Raw genomic sequence first — 18,803 nt, 5'->3', positions numbered from 1 at the left:
TACGAGGGCGGTGCCCCGGGTCTCACGACTCGGGGCGCCGCCTTCGTCGTAGCGACGTGAGGCAGTCGGCCCGGGTCCGGCGCAGCTCCCCGAGGAGCGATCCGTAGACGGGCGGATTGGCGCTCACGGACCCCTCCGCGAGCGCGATGGCCTCGTCGAGCGGGCCCAGCGCCTCTTCCGTCCGCCCGCCGAGGGCGAGGAAGTGGCCGAGGTTGTGGAGCGTGCGGGCGAGGTCGAAGGTGTACGCGGCGGGGCTGCCGACAAAGGCCGTACGGTACAGCTCCACGGCGCACAGGGTCGCGGCGAGACCTTCGGGTCGCCGCCCGGTGGCTTCCAGGCACAAGGCGAGGTACGAGAGCGACTGGGCGAGTCCGGCCCGGTGGAGGTCCGGATACTCGCCGTACAGGCGCTCACGGATCGAGACGGACTCGTCGGCGGCGGCGAGGGCCTCGGCCGGGCGGTCGACCCCCAGCAGATGGTTGGCCAGAGTGGACAGCGCCTGCGCGAGGCCGGGGGAGTGGGCGGCGAGGTTGCCCGCCGCGAGTCGGCGGAGGACCGCGACGGCCTCGGCCGACGCGTCCACGGCCTCGGGCAGGCGGCCGACCTGCGCGAGGTCGATGCCCAGATTCGTCAGGGCGTTGCCGAGAGTCGGCTCGTGCGCGGCGGCGTTGACCTCGGCAAGGCCGCGCAGCAGGGTCACCGCCATCGCGGAGAGCATCAGGGCATCGGCCTGCCGCCCCTGAGCGCCCCATTGGTTCGCGAGGTTGATGAGCAAGCCCGCGAGGTCGGGTTCGTGGGCCGCGGGGTCCCGCTCCGCGAGCCGCAGGGAGATCACGAGCGCCTCTTGGGTGGCCTCGGCGGCCTCGGGCCAACGGCCCACCTCGGCAAGGTAATTGCCGAAATTCTGCAGGGCCTGGGCCAGGTGTTCCTCGTGTACGGGATCGGAGGCGACGATCCTGCGCCAGGCGGCCACGGCCCGCTCGCCCACGGCCAGGGCCTCGCGGTGCCGGCCGGTCATGGACAGCCAGATGCCCTGGTCGACGAGGAGTGCGGCGTGGTCTCCCGCCCACCGCGCGTCCTCTTCGGCGAGCCGCTCGAACACGGCGACGCACGTCTCCGTCACCTCCACGGCCTTCGTGGGCTGCCCGGAGAGGGCCAGGCACTTGACGAGGCGCGCGAGAGCGACGGCGGCTGCCGGAATGTCGTCGGGGATTTCCCGCTGTGCGAGGACCGCCCGTTCGGCCGCGACCAGGGCCTCGTCGACCTGGCCGGCGTTGAGGAGACGGGTGCTGAGGTGGTAGTAGCCCGTCGCGCGGGCGGCGGGGGAGTCGTCATGGGCGAGCACCGTGTCGACGGTCCGGCGCATGAGGGCGGCCATCCCGGCGTCGAGATCCGGATGACGGGCGGGCAGACGTTCCTCGATGGCGGCGAGGAGCCGCAGGGGTATGTCGTCGAGGGCGGCGAGCGCGCTCAGGGCGGCGCCTCCGGCGGCGACCGCGAGGCCGGGAGCGCGGGTGAGAAGCGGATAGAGGTGCTCGGGCCCGACGTGCGGCCAGCGCTGGGCGGCGGAGGCGAGAAAGGTGATCGCGCGCCCGGCGTGCGCACCGGCCAGGCTCGCGGCGGTGGGCACGGCCCAGTCCATGGCCGGGTAGTCGGCGTCGTGTCCCGGGAGCGTGAGGGCGAGGAAGTCCTCGGCGAGCCGGTCGGGGTAGAGCGGCTCCAGGACCGTGCCGCGCTCCGGTTCGGCGGCCGGATAGCAGAAGGCGTGGTCGTCGAGGACCCGGCCGGGGGACAGCCCGGTCTCGAGGCCGGCCACGACGGCCGAGCCCGCGGGCCGGTCGAGCGTCCCGGTGAGCGCGGCGGCGAAGACGGCCCGGTTCATGACCGGGGGAGGGGTCGCGTAGCGCCCGCCCCGGGCGTGCAGGGTGGCCCAGTGCAGATGCTCCCGGTCGAGCAGGTAGACGGTGAGCCCGGCGAGATCGGTGGGCGGGCGGCGCCCGTGCGCGTGGGCGTCGACGGAGACGAGGGCGGCCATGTGGAGGGCGAGGGCCAGCCCGTACGCGGGTGGCGGACCGGGCGCGGGCGGGACTCCGTACCGTACGGCGAAGGCGTCGCGGGCGGCCGTGTACATCGCGGAGCCGTCGGGGGGTTCGCTCAGGAGGTGGCTGGAGGTCCCGGCCTGGAGGTTGGCGAGCGAGGCGCGGACGGCGGGCCAGGCGTCGGCGGTACGGGCGAGCAGGAGCACCCGGGCGCGTACCCCCGGCCGGTGGAGCAGGGCGTTGCTGAAGAGCCAGGCGAGATGGGTGAGGGGCCAGCGGTCGGCGTAGTCCACGATCAGGAGGACGCCGTCGCGCTCTTCGAGCGTCAGGTCCTGGCTTCCGGGCGGCGGCTGGACGGATCCGGGGCCGTTCGTCGCGGCGACGACCCGCCAGCCGCCGTCCTGCGTCTCGTCGGCGAACCGGGCCGCGAGACGCGTCTTGCCCTGCCCGCCGGGCGCGTGCATCCAGCGGACGGCGAGCCGGGGCCCCTGGTCGCGCCAGGCGCGCAGGTCGGCGAGCTCGGCCTCCCGCCCGGTGAACGGCACCACTTCGAAGCGGGAGTTGAGCATCCGGCTCGGTAACTCGCGCAGCCACTCTGGGTCGGCTTCGGGCGGGCGGCGCCAGTTCTGGAGCAGATAGACGGGCGAACCGTCGCCGAACACATGGATGTCCGCGCCGATCACGCCGTACGCGTAGCCGGAGTGCGCGGTGACGTGCTGCTCGACGCTCACGGATCGCGGTGGAAGACGATGTTCCCGTGCTGGACTCCGAAGACCCGCGCGTTGTCGTGGGCGGTGTTGTGCTGCTCCGAGTGCGTCCGGGGCGCGGCCCCGATCAGCTGACGCAGTTCGTCCGCGTACTCGGGGTGCTCGGCCAGCAGCGCACCGAGCCGTACCCCCCAGGCGGGCAGGAGTGCCTGGCGCACCCCGTCCGGGTCCTCCGAGCCCTCGACGAGGGCGGCGTCCTCCTCAAGCCGCCCCTCGACTTCCGCCCGCCCCCGGAACAGCCGCACCACCCCGTCCCGGGTGACCTGCCAGGCGTCCGTGGCCATGGCGGCGACGACAGCCCCGCCGCCGGCGGCGGCCAAGGCGGTCAGGGACTCCTCTAACACGCGGCCTCCGCGACGAACGCGCTCCAAGCGGCGGGGGAGACGGTGAAGACGGGGCTGCTGTCGGCGAGCTTGGAGTCGCGAACGTGGACGGCGGCGGGGTGGGCGGCCACCTCGACGCAGTCGCCGCCTTCGTCACCGCTGTAGCTGGACTTGCGCCAGTCGTAGGCGACTTCGAGGCAGTCGCCACCTTCACTGCCGCTGTAGCTGGATTTGAACCACGAAAGTGCTGAGCTCATGTCTCTCCTGCCAGGCGTTCCAGCAGGCCCATGGTCTCCTGAGGTGTCAGGGCCTGTGCTCGCAGCATTCCATATTTCCGCTGGAGGATGCCGACCTCGTCGGGGTCGTCCAGGAGGAAGCTGACGCGCTGCCCTTCGATGTAGGCGAGGTGTGCATGCTCGGGCGTTTCGATGAGCACCATGGGCCCGTCGAGCCCCGCGTGTTCCGTCAGCTTCTTCGGCAGAACCTGGATGGAGAGGAAGGGCAGTTCGGCCATCTCTCGGAGATGACGGATCTGGCCGCGTAAAACGTCGGCCCCTCCGATCGGCTGCTCCAGGATGGACTCGTTCAGGAGGAACGACATCATCGGCGGCCAGGGCTTCTGCTCGAAGATCCGCTGCCGGTCGATCCGCGCGAGGAGCCGCTCCTCGGCCTCCTGATGTGTGATGGGCGGGAAGAGGCAGTCGAAGACGGCGCGGGCGTACTCGGGGGTCTGGAGCAGACCCGGCACGACCTGGTTCTGGTACGAGTACAGGCTGAGCGCCTTCGCCTCCTCCTCGACAAAGTCCTGAACGAACTCCGGATACCGCTCCCGATCCGGCACCTTCCCCACAGCCGCCGTCAACGCCCCCTTCGTATCGAGCAGTTCGTCAAGCTCCGCCGCGAGCTTGAGCCTCAGCGGCCGCCGCCCCTGCTCGATCGAGCCCAGCGTCTCAAGCCCCACGCACACCAGCGAGGCGAGCTGCGGCTGCGTCATCCCCGCGTGTTTCCGGTACAGCCCGACCAGGGCTCCGACGACCTCCCACGAGGGGACCTTCTTCCTTGGCTTCTTTCCCTGCTGCATGAGCGCTGCCTTCCCCGCCCCGCGCGTACCCGACGCATTTCGGAGCCGTACAAAAAATCTGTACGGCTTCCCCACCTGGGGCGTGTGAGGCGCAAGTCGTCATCGTGCCTCCATGACCGATCAACTCACCCTCCTCCACCAGGCGTTCTTCCGTCGCGAGCGTCGATCCGTCCCCCTCGCCAGGGACTTCACGCGCAAGATCCTCGCCGAATGGGGTATGGACACCCGTGCGGACGACGTACTTCTGTGCGTGAGCGAACTCGCCACCAACGCCCTCCTCCACGGCGTCCCACCCGGCCGCGGCTACGCCCTCCACCTCGCCCTGAAGGACCCCGGGCCCCTGCTCCGTATCGAGGTCCACGACAGCGGGGACGGCACCCCGACCCTCCGTGAACCCTCCGACGAGTCCGGCCGCGGTCTCCTCCTCGTCGAGGCGCTGGCCGACCGCTGGGGCGTGGGGGAGCGCAGCCCCGGCAAGATCGTCTGGTGCGAGTTCGCGCGGGTGGCTCCGTCGAGCGGGTGAACCTGGCGGGCGGCGGCTTCCCCGCCGCGACCCCGCCCCCGAGCATGAGCGGCATGCACGCCCTCAGTCAGGTCTTCGCCCTGATCGCCGCCGCCGTCCACCTCTTCGTCTGGCCGCTGGAGAGCTTCCTCTACTCCCGTCACGCCTGGGTACGCGAATTCCTCACCGGCAGTTCCGCCGACGCCCCCGAGGTCCGCCTCTGGCGGTTCAACGTCGGCTTCTACAACCTCTTCCTGGCCCTCGGCATGATCGCCGGCTTCGTCGCCCTCCACCTCGACCACGAGACCGTGGGCAGGACGCTGATCCTCTACCTCTCCGCCTTCATGATCGGCGGCGGCATCATGCTCGCCGTCTCCGACCCCAGGCTCTGGCGGGGCGCCGTGGGCCAGGCGGCGCCGGGCGTGGTCATCCTCCTGACCGAACTCCTCTGACGGCAGAACCCAGGTCCTGTCCGGAAAGTCTCGCCCGGTCAGGCGGCTTCCCACGCCTCTGTGCGGCACCCCGTCTCCCAGTGCCACCACCCCTCCTCCTCGCCTCGGTCGAGCAGCGCCTTGATCTCGGTGAACGGGGCGTCCGCCGGGACGTTCAGGGCCACGAGAGGGAAGTCGTCACTGAAGGACTCGCCGCCGAGGCCGAACGGGGCGAGTCGCCCATGGACCGCTGCCGCGCTGGGGCCCAGCGGGCCGGAAGGGACCGGGAGGACGCGCAGCGTGCAGTTCTCGGACGCCGTCACGCGTTCCGCCGCCCAGTGCCTGCCGTCGGCGTCCGTCGTGTAGCGGACGACATCGCCCTGGGCGACACCGTCCTGAAGGAACGGCACGTTGTCCACGCGCGCCGTGTCGGGGCCGACCGGGGTCGCCCAGAGGCCCTCGGTGTCCTGGGGGAGCCAGCCCTCGCGCGGGACGAAGCGGAACCAGACCTTGATGCGTCCTTCACTCATCCCGCCAGCATCGCCCACCCGCGCACCGCGCACCCGCCCACCGCCCATCGCACACCCGCGCACCCGGCCACCGACTTGGACTCTTCGCACCCAGGTGTTGGACGTTCGCCGCCCGGTCGGCGCGAGGTCTTCTCTCCGTCACCCGGTCTCACTACCGTCCGGTCGAACCACCCAATGGCTCGAAGGCGAACCATTGGCCGTCGACTGGAGGTCGGTCTTGTCACCCGAGAAGTCCCGGATGTCCCGCAGAAGGCTCCTCGCCCTGGGCGGAGGCGCCCTCGGCGCCGCCGCGGCCGGTTCGCTGCTCCCGCCGTCGTTGCAGGCCGCGATGGCCGCCGGGCCGGCGCCCGGCGGGATGTCGGCGGTCAAGCACGTCGTGATCCTGATGCAGGAGAACCGATCCTTCGACCACTACTTCGGCACCCTGCGCGGCGTCCGCGGATTCGGTGACCGCAACGCCATCGAGCTCCCCTCCGGCAAGCCGGTCTTCGAACAACCGGCCGCCCTCGGCCGGACCGTGCTGCCGTTCCCGATCCGGGGCGCCGCCGAGACCCAGAAGAAGGACCTCCAGTACATCGGCGACCTCGACCACTCCTGGAGCGGCGGCGGCAAGGCCTGGCACGACGGCTGGATGGACGGCTGGGTCTCCGCCAAGACCGCGGCGACGATGGCGTACTACGACCGGCAGGACCTGCCGCTCCACTACGAGCTCGCCGACACCTTCACCATCTGCGACGCCTACCACTCCTCCGTCCACACCTCGACGAGCCCGAACCGCAACCACCTGTGGTCCGGCTGGACCGGTTTCGAGGCCGACGGCAGCCGCGCCGTCACCAACGCTGCGTACGCCGAGGGCACCCACCCCGGCTACGGCTGGTCCACCTACGCCGAGCGCCTCGAAGCGGCCGGGCGGAGCTGGAAGACGTACACCGAGTGGGAGAACTTCACCGACAACAACATCGAGTTCTTCACCAGCTTCAAGAAGATCGCCCGCAAGGCGCTCGCCGGCACCGGTGGGCACACCTTCATGGAGTCCTTCTACGCCGCCGTCCGCGACACGGAGGACACCGCCGAGCGGGCCAGACTGCTCGCCGCCCTCGAGGACGGGGTGGCCGGCCTCACCGACGCCGAGCGCTCGCTCTTCGAGCGCGGACTGCGCCGCGTGGAGACCGGGAAGCTCGCCGACGCCTTCCGTGCCGACGTGGCCGCAGGGACGCTGCCGGAGGTCTCGTACCTCGTCCCCTCCGCGATCGACTCCGAGCACCCCGGCTCCTCCTCGCCGATCGCCTCCGCCACCCTCGTCTACAAGGTGCTCGACGCCCTCGGCTCGCACCCCGACGTCTGGCGCCACACCGTCGTGCTGATCAACTACGACGAGAACGACGGCTTCTTCGACCACGTGCCGCCGCCCGTCCCTCCCGCCGACAACACGGACGAGCGGTGGAAGGGCCTGCCCACCGGCCTCGGCATCCGCGTCCCGCTGCTCGTCGTCTCCCCCTGGTCGGTCGGCGGCTACGTCTGCTCCGAGACCTTCGACCACACCTCCGTGGTCCGCTTCCTGGAGACGCTCACCGGCATCCAGGAGCCCAACATCACCCCGTGGCGCCGCGCCGTCACCGGTGACCTGACCTCCGCCTTCGACTTCCGCCGCGGTCACCGGCAGCCCGAGGTCGAGCAGCCCGGCCCGATCCCGCCCTTCAGCGGGCGCTGGCGGCCGCAGCCGCCGCTCGTCCAGCGGATGCCGGTCCAGGAGCCCGGCAGCCGCCCCGCCCGGCCCCTGCCGTACCAGCCGGACGCCGCCGCGCGGGTGGGGGAGAAGGAGATCACCGTCGCCCTGAAGAACAGCGGGAAGGCGAGCGCCCACTTCGCGCTCTATCCGTACGCCGGAGAGTTCGCCGTCCCCCAGCACCAGGACGTCAAGGGCACGGCGCGGTGGACGGTCCCCCTCACGCGTGATCATTACCGGTTCACGATCACCGGTCCGAACGGCTTCCGCCGCGAGTTCGAGGGCCCGGCCGCGGGCGGCGCCGAGGTCGCCTCGCACATCGACCACCACGACCGCGACCTGCACCTCACCGTCCGTAACAGCGGCGACGCCCCGCTGTCCTTCACCGTCCGGCCGCTCGGCTACGTGGACGCCGACGACCTCGACGGCTGGACCCGCTCCGTCACCGTGAAGCCCGGCCGGAGCCGTACCCTCGTCCACTCGGCCGCCGACGCGCACGGCTGGTACGACCTCGAGGTGACAGCCCCCGGTGGCTTCCGCCGACGGCTGATGGGGCACATCGAGAACGGCCGTGCGAGCGTCTCCGGCTGAACCGTCCCGTATCCGGTGCGTGCGCGGGGCTCGGGTCCGATGGCGTGAGCTTCCGCGCACCACTGTGAGTATCACCACGAAAGGGGCAAAGGATCTTTTAAGGCTGCAACAGTGGCCTCACTAGGTCATGCGTTCTTTGCGGGCTGTTCCCCGGTAAAGATCCACGAACCACCCACCAGGGAGCACCTCCTTTGGCAGCAATCGCACGGTGGTGCGTCAAGCACCGCCTCGTCGCCGTTCTGCTCTGGCTCATCGCCCTCGGCGGAGCCGTCGCCGGGGCATCGGTGGCCGGCAACGCCTACTCGAACGACTACGAGGTACCGGGCACCGAGTCCGGCCGTGCCACCGCACTCCTCGACAAGGGCTTCCCCGGCGCCGGCGGCGACAGCGACACCATCGTCTGGCACACCGACACCGGAAGCGTCCGCGCCACCGGCGTCGAGCAGCGCATGACCGAGATGCTCGACGAGGTGGCCGAGCTCCCCGGCATCGCCGCGGTGACCTCCCCGTACGGCGATCACCCGGCCGCCCGGGCACAGATCAGCGAGGACGGGCACACCGCCTACGCCGTGGTCGTCTTCCACGAGCAGGCCGACGACATCCCGAAGGCCCAGGCGCAGGCCCTCGTCGACACGGCCCGCACGGCCGACGGTGACGGCGTCCAGGTCGAGCTCGGCGGCAGCGCCGTCGCCCTGACCGAGGCCCCCGGCGGGCACTTGGCCGAGGCCGTCGGCGTCGTCGTCGCGGCCGTCGTCCTCTTCCTCGCCTTCGGCTCGCTCGCCGCCTCCGCGCTCCCCATCGCCACCGCCCTCGTCAGCGTCGGCATCGCCTACTCCGGGATCGCCCTCCTCGGCCACGTCATGACGGTCGCCGACTTCGCCCCGATGCTGGGCCTGCTCATCGGCCTCGGCGTCGGGATCGACTACGCGCTGTTCATCGTCACGCGCCACCGCAAGGGCCTCAAACGGGGATTGCCGGTCGCCGAATCCGCCGAGATCGCCGTCGCGACCACCGGCCGTGCCGTGGTCTTCGCGGGCGCGACCGTCTGCATCGCGCTGCTCGGCATGCTGATCCTCCGGCTCAGCTTCCTGAACGGTGTCGCCATCGCCGCCTCCCTGACCGTGGTGCTCACCGTCGCCGCCTCCGTCACCCTGCTGCCCGCGCTGCTCTCCCTCATCGGCATGCGGGCGCTCAGCCGGCGCGAGCGGCGGCAGCTCGCCGAGCACGGCCCGCAGCCCGAGCTGCCGACCGGCTTCGCCGCCCGCTGGTCCGCCTTCGTCGAGCGCCACCCCAAGCTGCTCGGCGCGGTGGCCGCCGTCGTCATGCTGGTCCTGGCCCTGCCGACCCTCTCGCTCCACCTCGGCACCTCCGACCAGGGCAACGGCCCGGGCACGGCGACGACACGTCAGGCGTACGACCTCCTCGCCGACGGATTCGGGCCCGGCGTCAACGGGCCGCTCACCCTCGTCGCCCAGATCGACGGCGCCGACGACCGGGTCGCGCTCGGCGAGCTGCCGGCCGAGCTCGCGAACACCCGAGGCGTCGAGTCCGTCTCGCCGATCGCGTACAACGGCGCCGGGGACACGGCCGTCCTGACCGTCGTACCGGACTCCGCACCCCAGTCCAAGGCCACCAGCGAGCTCGTCGACCGGCTGCGCCAGGACGTCCTGCCCGCGGCCGAGCAGGGCACATCGCTGGACGTGCACGTCGGCGGCGTCACCGCCTCGTACGACGACTTCGCCGAGATCATCGTCGGCAAGCTGCCGCTCTTCGTGGGCGTCGTCATCGCGCTCGGCTGTCTGCTGCTCCTGGTCGCCTTCCGGTCGATCGGCATCCCGCTGAAGGCCGCGCTGATGAACGTGGCCGCCGTCGCCTCCTCCTTCGGGATCGTCGTCGCGATCTTCCAGTGGGGCTGGGGGAGCGAGCTGCTCGGGCTCGGCAGCGCCGGCCCCATCGAACCCTTCCTCCCCGTGATCATGGTGTCCGTGCTCTTCGGACTCTCGATGGACTACCAGGTCTTCCTGGTCAGCCGGATGTACGAGGAGTGGCTGGAGACCGGCGACAACCGGCGGGCGGTCCGGGTCGGACTCGCCGAGACCAGCCGGGTGATCAACTCCGCGGCGGTCATCATGATCTCCGTCTTCCTCGCCTTCGTGCTCTCCGGCGACCGGGTGATCGCGATGTTCGGCATCGCGCTCGCGGCCGCCGTGGCGCTCGACGCCTTCGTCCTCCGTACGCTGCTCGTCCCCGCGCTCATGCACATGCTCGGCGGGGCGAACTGGTGGCTGCCGCGCTGGCTCGACCGCCGGATGCCCCGGATCAGCATCGAACCCGCCGAGTGCCGCGCCGCCGCCGACGCCCGTGCGAAGATCCCCACGCAGCGTGTGACGATTTCGACGGCGGAGGACAACGAGGATGTTCGCGATATCGCTGGGTGACGACGGCGCCGAACTGAGGGCGCTGGAGCCCTGGTACGCCGAGGAGTTCCTCACGCACATGGACCGCGGACGGGAGTTCGTCGGCCAGTACATCGCCCTCGCCGACGTCGTGACCGACCTCGCCTCGGCCCGCTCCTTCCTCCAGGCGTACGCCGAGAAGGCCGCGCACGACACCGGCCGCATCTACGGCATCTGGACCGAGGGCACCCTCGTCGGCGGCGTGCTCTTCCGCACCATGGACGTGAACCTCGGCACGGCCGAGGCCGGCTGCTGGCTGGAGCCGTCGGCCGTCGGCAAGGGCCTGATCACCCGGGCCGCGCGGACGGTCATCGACTGGGCGATCGGGGAACGCTCCATCCACCGCGTCGAGTGGCTGGTCTCCTCGAAGAACGAGGCCAGCATCGCGGTGGCGCGGCGGCTCGGTATGACGAAGGACGGCGTGCTGCGGGAGAGCTACCCGTACCGGGGCGAGCGCCACGACATGGAGGTCTGGTCGGTGCTCGCGCCGGAGTGGAAGGCGCTCCGGGCGGCTGGGCAGGCGCGGGCGCAGGCGTAGGCGTAGGCGTCTTAAGGCGACTCTCATGCGGGGCACCTAGCGTGCGGTTCATGACTGCCAAGACTGACGAGACCACGGAACCCGTAAAGACCGCGGAGGCCGTCGACGACGTCGATGCCCTCGACGCCGTCGACGAGCTGGACGAGCCGGACGAGCTGGACGAGCTGGACGAGGCGGTCGGCGACGCGTCGGACGACTCCGTGGAGGTGGCCGGTGAGGCCCCCGCGGTCTCCTCCGGCGTCGGCGCCGGCGCCGCGGCCGTCGTCTCCGCCGCCCTCGGGCTCGCCGCCCTTTCCGGCACCTGGGTCGGAAGGGTCGCGACCGAGCGCGAGACGCTCATCGGCCAGATCAAGGCCCAGGGCGGCACGGCGGCCCAGCAGATCTCCGAGATCTACGCCGACGCCTGGCACACCACCGCACTCGTCAACGGCGTCTTCGCGCTCCTCGCCCTGATCACCGCGGTGGTCGTCCTCACCCGCCCCCAGCGACCCGTGTGGGTCCGCGCCGTGGCCCTCGCCGGCGCCGTCCTGGGCGCCATCGGCCTGTTCCTGTCGGCGGGCATGTACCTCGACCTGTTCCTGAGTCTCCCGACCGCGCCCTAGGTACCCCTCAGGACCCGCCTAAGGCCCCCCGTACCCCGAACATGCGGCACTCTCCCGATGTGGCCGTACCCCCTGGGCGACGAAGGTGGAGGCATCGCAAGGAGCGATACCGACACCAGGGAGAACCAGATGTTCGCGTACGAACTGCACCGCATGCACCACGCCGAGCTCGTCCGGGAGGCCGCCGCCCAGCGCCTGACCCGCCAGGCCGTCAGGGCGCGGCGGGCCGCGAAGGCCGCCGCGCGGTCCGGCGGCCACGACGCCGAAGGGCGGGTGGGATCCGCGCGCGGCCGTTTCGTCCGGGCGGCGTGACCCCGTATGGGCACCACCCCGGACGGCTGTGCGATGCTCGGCGCCGTGGAGACCAGGTCAGTCAGCCCCGTGTTCGTCGGCCGGGCCGGCGAGCTCACCGCCCTCACCGACGCGCTCGCCCGCGCCGGTGAGGGAGAGCCGCAGGCCCTGCTCGTCGGCGGCGAGGCCGGCGTCGGCAAGACCCGCCTCATCGAGGAGTTCGTCGCCGTCGCCTGCGACCGCGGCGCCTATGTCGCGGTCGGCGGCTGCGTCGAAGTCGGCGCGGACGGCCTGCCGTTCGCGCCCTTCTCCACCGCCCTGCGCTCGCTGAGCCGCCGTCTCCCCGGCGAACTGGCGGCGGCCGCCGCCGGGCAGGAGGGCGAGCTCGCCCGGCTCCTCCCCGAACTCGGCGACGTCGGCAGCCACGAGCCCTCCAACGAGGACTCCACCGCCCGCCTCTTCGAACTGACCGTACGGCTCCTGGAACGGCTCGCCGCCGACCGCACGATCGTGCTCGTCCTGGAGGACCTGCACTGGGCCGACGCATCGACCCGGCACCTCCTCGCCTACCTCTTCCGGACGCTGCGCCGCGGCCGGATCGTGGTCGTCGCCACCTACCGCGCCGACGACATCCACCGCCGCCACCCGCTGCGCCCGCTGCTGGCCGAACTGGACCGGCTGCGGACCATCCGGCGCATCGAACTCGCCCGTTTCACCCGCACCGAGGTGCGCCGCCAGCTCACCGGCATCCTCGCCGCCGAACCCGACGCCGCCCTCGTCGACGAGGTCTTCGACCGCTCCGACGGCAACGCCTTCTTCGTCGAGGAACTCGTCGTCTCCCACGAGTCCGGCTGCGCACCCGGCGCCCTCAGCGACTCCCTGCGCGATCTGCTGCTCGTGCGGGTCGAGACGCTTCCCGAGGACGCCCAGCGGGTCGCCCGGATCGTCGCCGAGGGCGGCTCCACCGTCGAGTACGCGCTGCTCGCCGCCGTCGCCCGGCTCTCCGAGGACGACCTCATCGAGGCGCTGCGCGCCGCCGTCGGCGCCAACATCCTGCAAGCCGTCCCGGACGGCGACGGTTACCGGTTCCGTCACTCCCTGGTCCGCGAGGCCGTCAGCGACGACCTGCTGCCCGGCGAGCGTTCCCGCCTCAACCGCCGCTACGCCGAGGCCCTGGAGGCCGACCCCTCGCTCGTCCGGAGCGAGGAACGGGCGACCAGGACCGCCACCTACTGGTACCGCGCGCACGACCCCGCCAGGGCGCTGCCCGCCGTGCTCCGCGCCTCCGTCGAGACCCGTAAGCGCTCCGCGTACGCCGAGCAACTGCGGCTCCTGGAGCGGGCCATGGAACTCTGGGACGAGGTCCCCGCCGAGGTGCGCGGCTCCCTGCGTCCGATGGACTACGCCGAGGCATACCCTCCCTGCGGCTGCGACCCCGAGACCACCCCGCTGGACTATCTCGACCTGCTCGCCGAGGCCGCGTACGCCGCCCGGCTGTGCGGGGAACGCGAACGCGCCCTGAAGATCGGCAAGATGGCGCTGCGGATCCTCGAAGGGGAGGAGGGCGGGAGCCGTGACCCGCTGCGGGCCGCCTGGTTCTGGACCGAACGCTCCCGCATCGTCTCCGGCCTCGGCCGCTCCGACGGCTGGGCCGAGATCGCCACCGCCCAGGAACTCGTCAAGGGCCTGCCCCCGTCGAGCGTGCACGCCCGCATCCTCGCCGTGGCCGCGGGCTGGGGCATGCTCCACAAGCCCGGCCCGGAGAGCCTCGCCGCCGCCGAACGGGCCGTCGAGTACGCCCGGCTCGTCAAGGACGAGTCCGTCGAGCTCAGCGCCCGCCTGACCCTCGGCACCCTCCAGGTCTCCGCAGGCGACCGCGAGGCCGGGCTCGCCGCCATGTACGAGGCCCGCGATCGCACCCGCGCCCTCGGCCTCCACCACGAGTCCTCCCGCGCCCACGTCAACCTCTCCCACGTGCTGGAGAACCTCGGCCGCTCCCAGGAGGCCGTGGCCGTCGCGGAGGACGGCGTACGGCTCACCCGCGACCACGGACTCCTCGACAGCCAGGGCTGGATCCGCGCCAATATGGCGGAGTCGCAGCTCTCCCTCGGGCTCTGGGACGAGGCCCAGCGCAACTGCGAATGGCTCGAGCACACCGGGAACCGCTCCAAGCCGCGCGGTTCCGCGACGCTGCGCCTCGCCCAACTGGCCCTCGCCCGCGGCGAGACGGCCACGGCCGCCGCCCATCTGGCCGCCGCCCGCGAGCACTTCGGCGAGGCCGACCCGATGCCGCAGTACACCGTCCCGATGCGCCAGGTCGAGCTGAGCGTCGCCGCCGCCGGCGGACGGATCCAGGACGTACGGACCGTGCTCGCCGCCGCCGTGGAGACCGGCTTCCCACCCGGCACCCACCGGGAGGGCTGGCCGCTGCTCCTCGCCGCGGCCACCGCCGAGGCCGACGCGTTCGGCCTGCCCGCCGCCGAGGAGGGCCGCGCGGAGGCGATCGCCCTGATCCGTCGCTGCGCACGGGGGATGGCGACCCCGGCGCCGGTCTGGGAGGCGTACTCCCTGCACACCTCGGCGGAGCTGGACCGCGCCGAGGACCGCCGACCCGTCGAGCGCTGGGCCGAGACCGTCGCCGCCTACGAACGGGTGGAGCGCCCCTACCCGCTCGCCCTCGCCCGGCACCGCCTCGCCGACGCCCTCCTCGCCGAGGGCGGCCGGCGCGACGAGGCCGCGGCGCTGCTGCGCGAGGCCCACGCCACCGCCGTCCGCCTCGGCGCGCACCCGCTCCGCGAGGACGTCCAACTCCTGGCCGCCCGCGCCCGCCTCCCGCTCACCACCCCGGACCGCGCCCCCTCGCCGGGACCCGGGCCGGGAGACGACGGCTTCGGCCTGACCCCCCGGGAGCAGGACGTCCTGCGCCTGGTCGCCGCCGGACGCACCAACCGCCAGATCGCCGAGGAGCTCTTCATCTCCCCGAAGACGGCGAGCGTCCACGTCTCCAACATCCTGGCCAAGCTGAGCGTCTCCGGCCGCGGCGAGGCAGCAGCCCTCGCCCACCGCCTCCGCCTCCTGGAACCGACACCCTAGGAGCCGACGTCAGGGGAGTCGGCGTTCTCGGATCGGGTGTCGGGGGCGTCGGCGTCCTCGGGAGCCTCGTCCGCGGTGTCGGGGGTGCCCGGGACGCGTATCGTCACGCGGCCCGAGACGAGGTCTATCGGACCCCGGCCGGGGTCCCCGTCTCCCTGGTCCTCCCTGGTCAGGGCCAGGCGCTGCCGTTCGTCGTCGGTGTGCTTGCGGCCCGGTGCGAAGAGCTCCTCCGCCAGGTTGAACATCGTGTCCGCCCCCTACCTCACCTCCAGCCGGAGGATCTTGTCGTCGCCGGGCCCGGGCGTGCCCCGGGTGTCGGTCTCGCTCGTCGTCAGCCAGAGCCGGCCGTCACCCGCCGCCAGGACCGTGCGCAGACGGCCGTGCTCCTCCACGAGGAACGCCTGGGGGTCCCCCGCGCGTTCCGCCCCCGAGAGCGGGATCCGCCACAGCCGCTCGCCCCTGAGCCCGGCCATCCAGATCGCGCCCTCGGCGTACGCGATGCCGCTCGGCGAGGCCTCGGAGGTCTTCCACTGGGCCACCGGGTTCACGAAGTCGGAGACGTCCGACGAGCCCTCCACCTTCGGCCATCCGTAGTTCTTCCCGGGCTGGATCAGATTCAGCTCGTCCCAGGTGTTCTGGCCGAACTCGGCCGCCCACAGCCGCCCGTCCGCGTCCCAGGCCAGGCCCTGCACATTGCGGTGACCGTACGAGTACACCACCGAGCCCGGGAACGGATTGCCGGGCGCAGGCTTCCCCTCCGGCGTCATCCGCAGGATCTTGCCGCCCAGCGACTCCACACTCTGCGCGAGGCCCGTCTCGCCCCGCTCGCCGGTCCCCGCGTACAGCATCCCGTCCGGGCCGAACGCGATCCGCCCGCCGTTGTGCACATTCCCCTTCGGGATGCCCGAGAGGACCACCTCGGGTGCGCCCAGCCGGTCCGCGTCCCCGCCTCCGTACGCCATCCGGACGATGCGGTTGTCCGACTCCGCCGTGAAATACGCGTACACCCGGCCGTCCCGCACGGCCAGGCCGAGGAGCCCGCCCTCACCGCCGGGAACCACCCCCGGCACCTCTCCGAGCGGCGTCTTCCTCCCCGTCCGCGCGTCGACGCGGGTGATCGTCCGCTCGTCGCGCGAGGCGACGAGGAGATCCCCGCCGGGCAGTGCGGCCAGGCCCCACGGCGATTCCAGATCCTCGGTGAGCGTGCCGGCGACCCGCACGGCGGCCGGTGCGCTCCGCGACGGCGCCGCCGCCGTCCCCGACTCCGTCGCGGGCGGGGACGGCGATCCGCTCCCACCCGACGAGCACCCCGTCACGAGCACCAGCACGACGGCGGCCCACACAGCTCCCACACACGCTCGGCCCACGGTCCCGATCCCTTCCGACGGCGATCACTACCCTTGATACACCGCTCAGCCCGATCAGGTTCCCGCGCTCGCCTCCCGTCCTCAGTCCCACGACCCCCGGGGCGCCGGCAGCCTCCCGATCTCCGCCAGATCCGCGGCCGTCAGCACCAGCTCCGCCGCCCGTGCGTTCTCCACCGCCCAGCACTCCCGCTTCGCCCCCGGGATCGGCACCACGTGCGGCCCCTGCGCCAGCGTCCACGCCAGCGCCACCTGGGCCGGCGTGACCTTCTCGCCGTGGCGCGCCGCCACCCGCCGCAGACCGGCCACCAGCGGCTGGTTGGCCGCCATCATCTCGGCCGTGAAACGGGGATGCCGGGCCCGCGGGTCGTCCGGCTCGAAGCCGCCGCCGGGCGTCAGCGTCCCGGTCAGGAACCCGTTCCCCAGCGGCATCGCGGCCAGGAACCCCACGCCCCGCGCCTCGCACCACGGCAGCAGCCGCTCCAGCGCCTCGGGCGACCACACCGACAATTCGGCCTCGATCGCGCTCACCGGGAAGACCTGCTGGATCCGCTCCAGCTGCCGGATCGTTCCCTCGTACATATGCGCCGCACCGGCCAGGTGGGCCGCCCCGCCGCGCCGGGTCGCCCCGGCCCCCACCGCGCACAGCCCGAGCGCCCGCACCTTCCCCGCGGACACCAGCTCGGCCATCGCGCCCCAGGTCTCCTCGACCGGCACCTCGGGGTCCGCCCGGTGCAGCTGGTAGAGATCGATCACCTCCGTCTGCAGCCGCCGCAGGGAGGCGTCGCAGGCCCGCCGTACGTACCCGGGACGGCCGTTGGCCACCACGTGCTGGTCGCCCACGAGCAGACCGCACTTCGTCGACACGAACGCCTCGGCCCGGCGTTCCTTCAGCGCCCGTCCGACCAGCAGCTCGTTGGTGAAGGGTCCGTACATGTCCGCCGTGTCGAGCAGACTCACCCCGGCGTCGAGCGCCGCGTGCACCGTGCGCACCGACCGGTCGCCGCGCTGCTGCGAGCCGCTGTAGGCCCAGTTCATCGGCATACAGCCCAGGCCGACCGCGCCCACGTCGAGCGCCGCCGCCCCGATAGTCCTGCGCTCCACCTGCCGGTACCCCTCCCTGTGCCGTCCCCCAAACTAACCAATGGCGGGCGGGATTCTTCGCATAGCCTCCCGGTCATGACACTCGATGACACGACCGCCGACGTGTGGCTTCCGATGGCCGCGGACGAGATCGACGGGCTTCCCGAGCCCGGCGCGTCGGGGCTGAACTACCGCTTCTGGGACGGCGGTCCGGACTTCCCCGCCGACCCGGCGCGCTGCGCCTTCTACGTGGTGCCGTACATGAAGGGTTCGGAGATCGCCGTCCGGCCGCTCGCCGCGATGACCTCGGTACGCGCCGTGCAGACGCTCTCGGCGGGTACGGACCATGTGACCCCCGGACTCGGCGCGCTGGGCCCCGGGGTCGAGCTCTGCAACGCCAAGGGCGTCCACGAGGCCAGCACCGCCGAGCTGACGCTCGCCCTGATCCTCGCCTCGCTGCGCGGCATCCCCGGCTTTGTGCGCGGCCAGGACGCGGAGGAGTGGCGGGACGGCTTCTATCCGGCCCTCGCCGACAAGTCCGTGCTGATCGTGGGGTACGGGTCGATCGGCGCCGCCATCGAGGACCGGCTCGCACCCTTCGAGTGCGCGCGGGTGGCGCGCGTCGCGCGCTCGGCACGCACCACGGAGCGCGGGCCGGTGCGGCCCATATCCGATCTGCCCGCCCTGCTGCCGCAGGCGGACGTCGTCGTGCTCTCCACTCCGCTCACGCCCGAGACCCGGCACCTCGTCGACGCGGGCTTTCTCGCGCGGATGCGGGACGGGGCGCTTCTGGTGAACGTCGCCCGCGGCCCCGTGGTGGACACCGCGGCCTTGCTCAAGGAGGTCGAGAGCGGCCGGATCACCGCCGCGCTCGATGTCACCGACCCCGAACCGCTGCCGCCCGGTCACCCGTTGTGGCACGCTCCCGGTGTCCTGGTGAGTCCCCATGTCGGCGGATCCACTTCGGCGTTCATGCCGCGTGCCAAGCGGCTGATCGCCGCCCAGCTGACCCGGTTCGCGGCGGGGGAGCGACTGGCGAACGTGGTCCTGACCACCTGAGTCGCCGGCTCGCGGCGCGCGCCCCCTCGGTGCGCCCGCCGCGAGCCCCCGAGCCGTCACGGAGAGTACAGCACCCCTGTCCCTGAGTGACGGTCCTGGTGTATCGTCCCGGAGCGGGGGGCCGCGTCGAGCACGGGATGGCGCTGGGGAGCAACGTGACGGGTCATCAGTTTCCGAGGGGGGCGACGGGTGGAGTACGACCGACGGACCGGCGATCCGACGTGGCGGGGCAGTCGGCGACGACCCTCGCGCGCCCCATTCCGGCACAGGAGGCGCCCGGCGTCGACGGCGCGCACAGGGGAGCCCCGGTGACCGCCCCCGGAGCGC

17 protein-coding genes are annotated in these 18,803 nt (G+C 72.4%); 9 read left to right on the top strand and 8 right to left on the bottom strand.

The window, feature by feature from the left end:
* Positions 1-22: 22 nt before the first annotated feature.
* Genes ACFYV5_RS07380 through ACFYV5_RS07365 form a run of 4 tightly spaced genes read right to left on the bottom strand, consistent with a single transcriptional unit; the run spans position 23 to position 4,210 of the window.
* Complete coding sequence (locus ACFYV5_RS07380) at positions 23-2,770, bottom strand: tetratricopeptide repeat protein (protein ID WP_389165497.1); 2,748 nt, start codon at positions 2,768-2,770, stop codon at positions 23-25.
* Positions 2,767-3,150 (bottom strand): hypothetical protein, encoded by a 384-nt coding sequence (locus ACFYV5_RS07375; RefSeq protein WP_389165494.1) that lies wholly within the window; start codon positions 3,148-3,150, stop codon positions 2,767-2,769. The genes ACFYV5_RS07380 and ACFYV5_RS07375 overlap by 4 nt, the downstream gene beginning before the upstream one ends.
* On the bottom strand, positions 3,144-3,386 hold the full coding sequence (locus ACFYV5_RS07370) for a DUF397 domain-containing protein (protein ID WP_389165491.1): 243 nt from the start codon (positions 3,384-3,386) through the stop codon (positions 3,144-3,146). Before ACFYV5_RS07370 ends, ACFYV5_RS07375 begins: the two co-directional genes overlap by 7 nt.
* Positions 3,383-4,210 carry a Scr1 family TA system antitoxin-like transcriptional regulator gene (locus tag ACFYV5_RS07365; protein WP_389165488.1) on the bottom strand — a complete coding sequence of 276 codons (828 nt, stop codon included), beginning with the start codon at positions 4,208-4,210 and terminating at the stop codon, positions 3,383-3,385. Before ACFYV5_RS07365 ends, ACFYV5_RS07370 begins: the two co-directional genes overlap by 4 nt.
* Positions 4,211-4,322: 112 nt before the next feature.
* Between ACFYV5_RS07365 and ACFYV5_RS07360 the strand changes: the two genes are divergently transcribed.
* Positions 4,323-4,733: an ATP-binding protein gene (locus tag ACFYV5_RS07360; protein WP_389165485.1), complete on the top strand. Its 411-nt coding sequence runs from the start codon at positions 4,323-4,325 to the stop codon at positions 4,731-4,733.
* Entirely contained in the window at positions 4,697-5,164 is a 468-nt protein-coding gene (locus ACFYV5_RS07355; protein ID WP_389165482.1) for a DUF1304 domain-containing protein, read from the top strand. The genes ACFYV5_RS07360 and ACFYV5_RS07355 overlap by 37 nt, the downstream gene beginning before the upstream one ends.
* Positions 5,165-5,202: 38 nt before the next feature.
* On the opposite strand, the gene ACFYV5_RS07350 is transcribed toward ACFYV5_RS07355, so the two are convergent.
* The gene (locus ACFYV5_RS07350; protein ID WP_389165480.1) at positions 5,203-5,673 is read right to left on the bottom strand and encodes a DUF4265 domain-containing protein; all 471 of its coding nucleotides are present in this window, start codon (positions 5,671-5,673) and stop codon (positions 5,203-5,205) included.
* Between the two features lie 238 nt (positions 5,674-5,911).
* Here ACFYV5_RS07350 and ACFYV5_RS07345 point away from each other — a divergent pair, with 238 nt between their 5' ends.
* The 6 genes from ACFYV5_RS07345 (at position 5,912) to ACFYV5_RS07320 (ending at position 14,970) form a co-directional block, all read left to right on the top strand.
* Positions 5,912-7,990 carry a phosphocholine-specific phospholipase C gene (locus ACFYV5_RS07345; RefSeq protein ID WP_389165477.1) on the top strand — a complete coding sequence of 693 codons (2,079 nt, stop codon included), beginning with the start codon at positions 5,912-5,914 and terminating at the stop codon, positions 7,988-7,990.
* A gap of 191 nt (positions 7,991-8,181) precedes the next feature.
* The gene (locus tag ACFYV5_RS07340) at positions 8,182-10,428 is read left to right on the top strand and encodes an MMPL family transporter (RefSeq protein ID WP_389165474.1); all 2,247 of its coding nucleotides are present in this window, start codon (positions 8,182-8,184) and stop codon (positions 10,426-10,428) included.
* Positions 10,406-10,984 (top strand): GNAT family N-acetyltransferase, encoded by a 579-nt coding sequence (locus ACFYV5_RS07335; RefSeq protein ID WP_389165471.1) that lies wholly within the window; start codon positions 10,406-10,408, stop codon positions 10,982-10,984. Before ACFYV5_RS07340 ends, ACFYV5_RS07335 begins: the two co-directional genes overlap by 23 nt.
* Positions 10,985-11,034: 50 nt before the next feature.
* Positions 11,035-11,586: a hypothetical protein gene (locus ACFYV5_RS07330; RefSeq protein WP_389165467.1), complete on the top strand. Its 552-nt coding sequence runs from the start codon at positions 11,035-11,037 to the stop codon at positions 11,584-11,586.
* A gap of 129 nt (positions 11,587-11,715) precedes the next feature.
* Positions 11,716-11,898: a hypothetical protein gene (locus ACFYV5_RS07325; protein ID WP_355107555.1), complete on the top strand. Its 183-nt coding sequence runs from the start codon at positions 11,716-11,718 to the stop codon at positions 11,896-11,898.
* A 33-nt stretch (positions 11,899-11,931) separates the two neighbouring features.
* Positions 11,932-14,970 carry an AAA family ATPase gene (locus ACFYV5_RS07320; protein ID WP_389166352.1) on the top strand — a complete coding sequence of 1,013 codons (3,039 nt, stop codon included), beginning with the start codon at positions 11,932-11,934 and terminating at the stop codon, positions 14,968-14,970.
* Here ACFYV5_RS07320 and ACFYV5_RS07315 read toward each other — a convergent pair.
* From ACFYV5_RS07315 to ACFYV5_RS07305, 3 genes are all read right to left on the bottom strand, one after another.
* Positions 14,967-15,215, bottom strand: coding sequence for a DUF6191 domain-containing protein (locus tag ACFYV5_RS07315; protein WP_389165464.1), 249 nt, complete (start codon positions 15,213-15,215; stop codon positions 14,967-14,969). The genes ACFYV5_RS07320 and ACFYV5_RS07315 overlap by 4 nt on opposite strands.
* Before the next feature lie 12 nt (positions 15,216-15,227).
* A complete protein-coding gene (locus ACFYV5_RS07310; RefSeq protein WP_389165461.1) occupies positions 15,228-16,322 on the bottom strand; it encodes a PQQ-dependent sugar dehydrogenase in 1,095 nt (364 codons plus the stop codon).
* A 96-nt stretch (positions 16,323-16,418) separates the two neighbouring features.
* Positions 16,419-17,438 (bottom strand): aldo/keto reductase, encoded by a 1,020-nt coding sequence (locus tag ACFYV5_RS07305; RefSeq protein ID WP_389165459.1) that lies wholly within the window; start codon positions 17,436-17,438, stop codon positions 16,419-16,421.
* A gap of 75 nt (positions 17,439-17,513) precedes the next feature.
* On the opposite strand from ACFYV5_RS07305, the gene ACFYV5_RS07300 reads away from it, so the two are divergent.
* On the top strand, positions 17,514-18,476 hold the full coding sequence (locus ACFYV5_RS07300) for a 2-hydroxyacid dehydrogenase (RefSeq protein ID WP_355107547.1): 963 nt from the start codon (positions 17,514-17,516) through the stop codon (positions 18,474-18,476).
* Positions 18,477-18,803: the final 327 nt, after the last annotated feature.

The organism is Streptomyces sp. NPDC003035 (assembly GCF_042888285.1).
GTDB lineage: Bacteria > Actinomycetota > Actinomycetes > Streptomycetales > Streptomycetaceae > Streptomyces.
The sequence above is the reverse complement of the archived record's forward strand: the minus strand, read 5'-3'. Positions and strand labels throughout refer to the sequence as shown.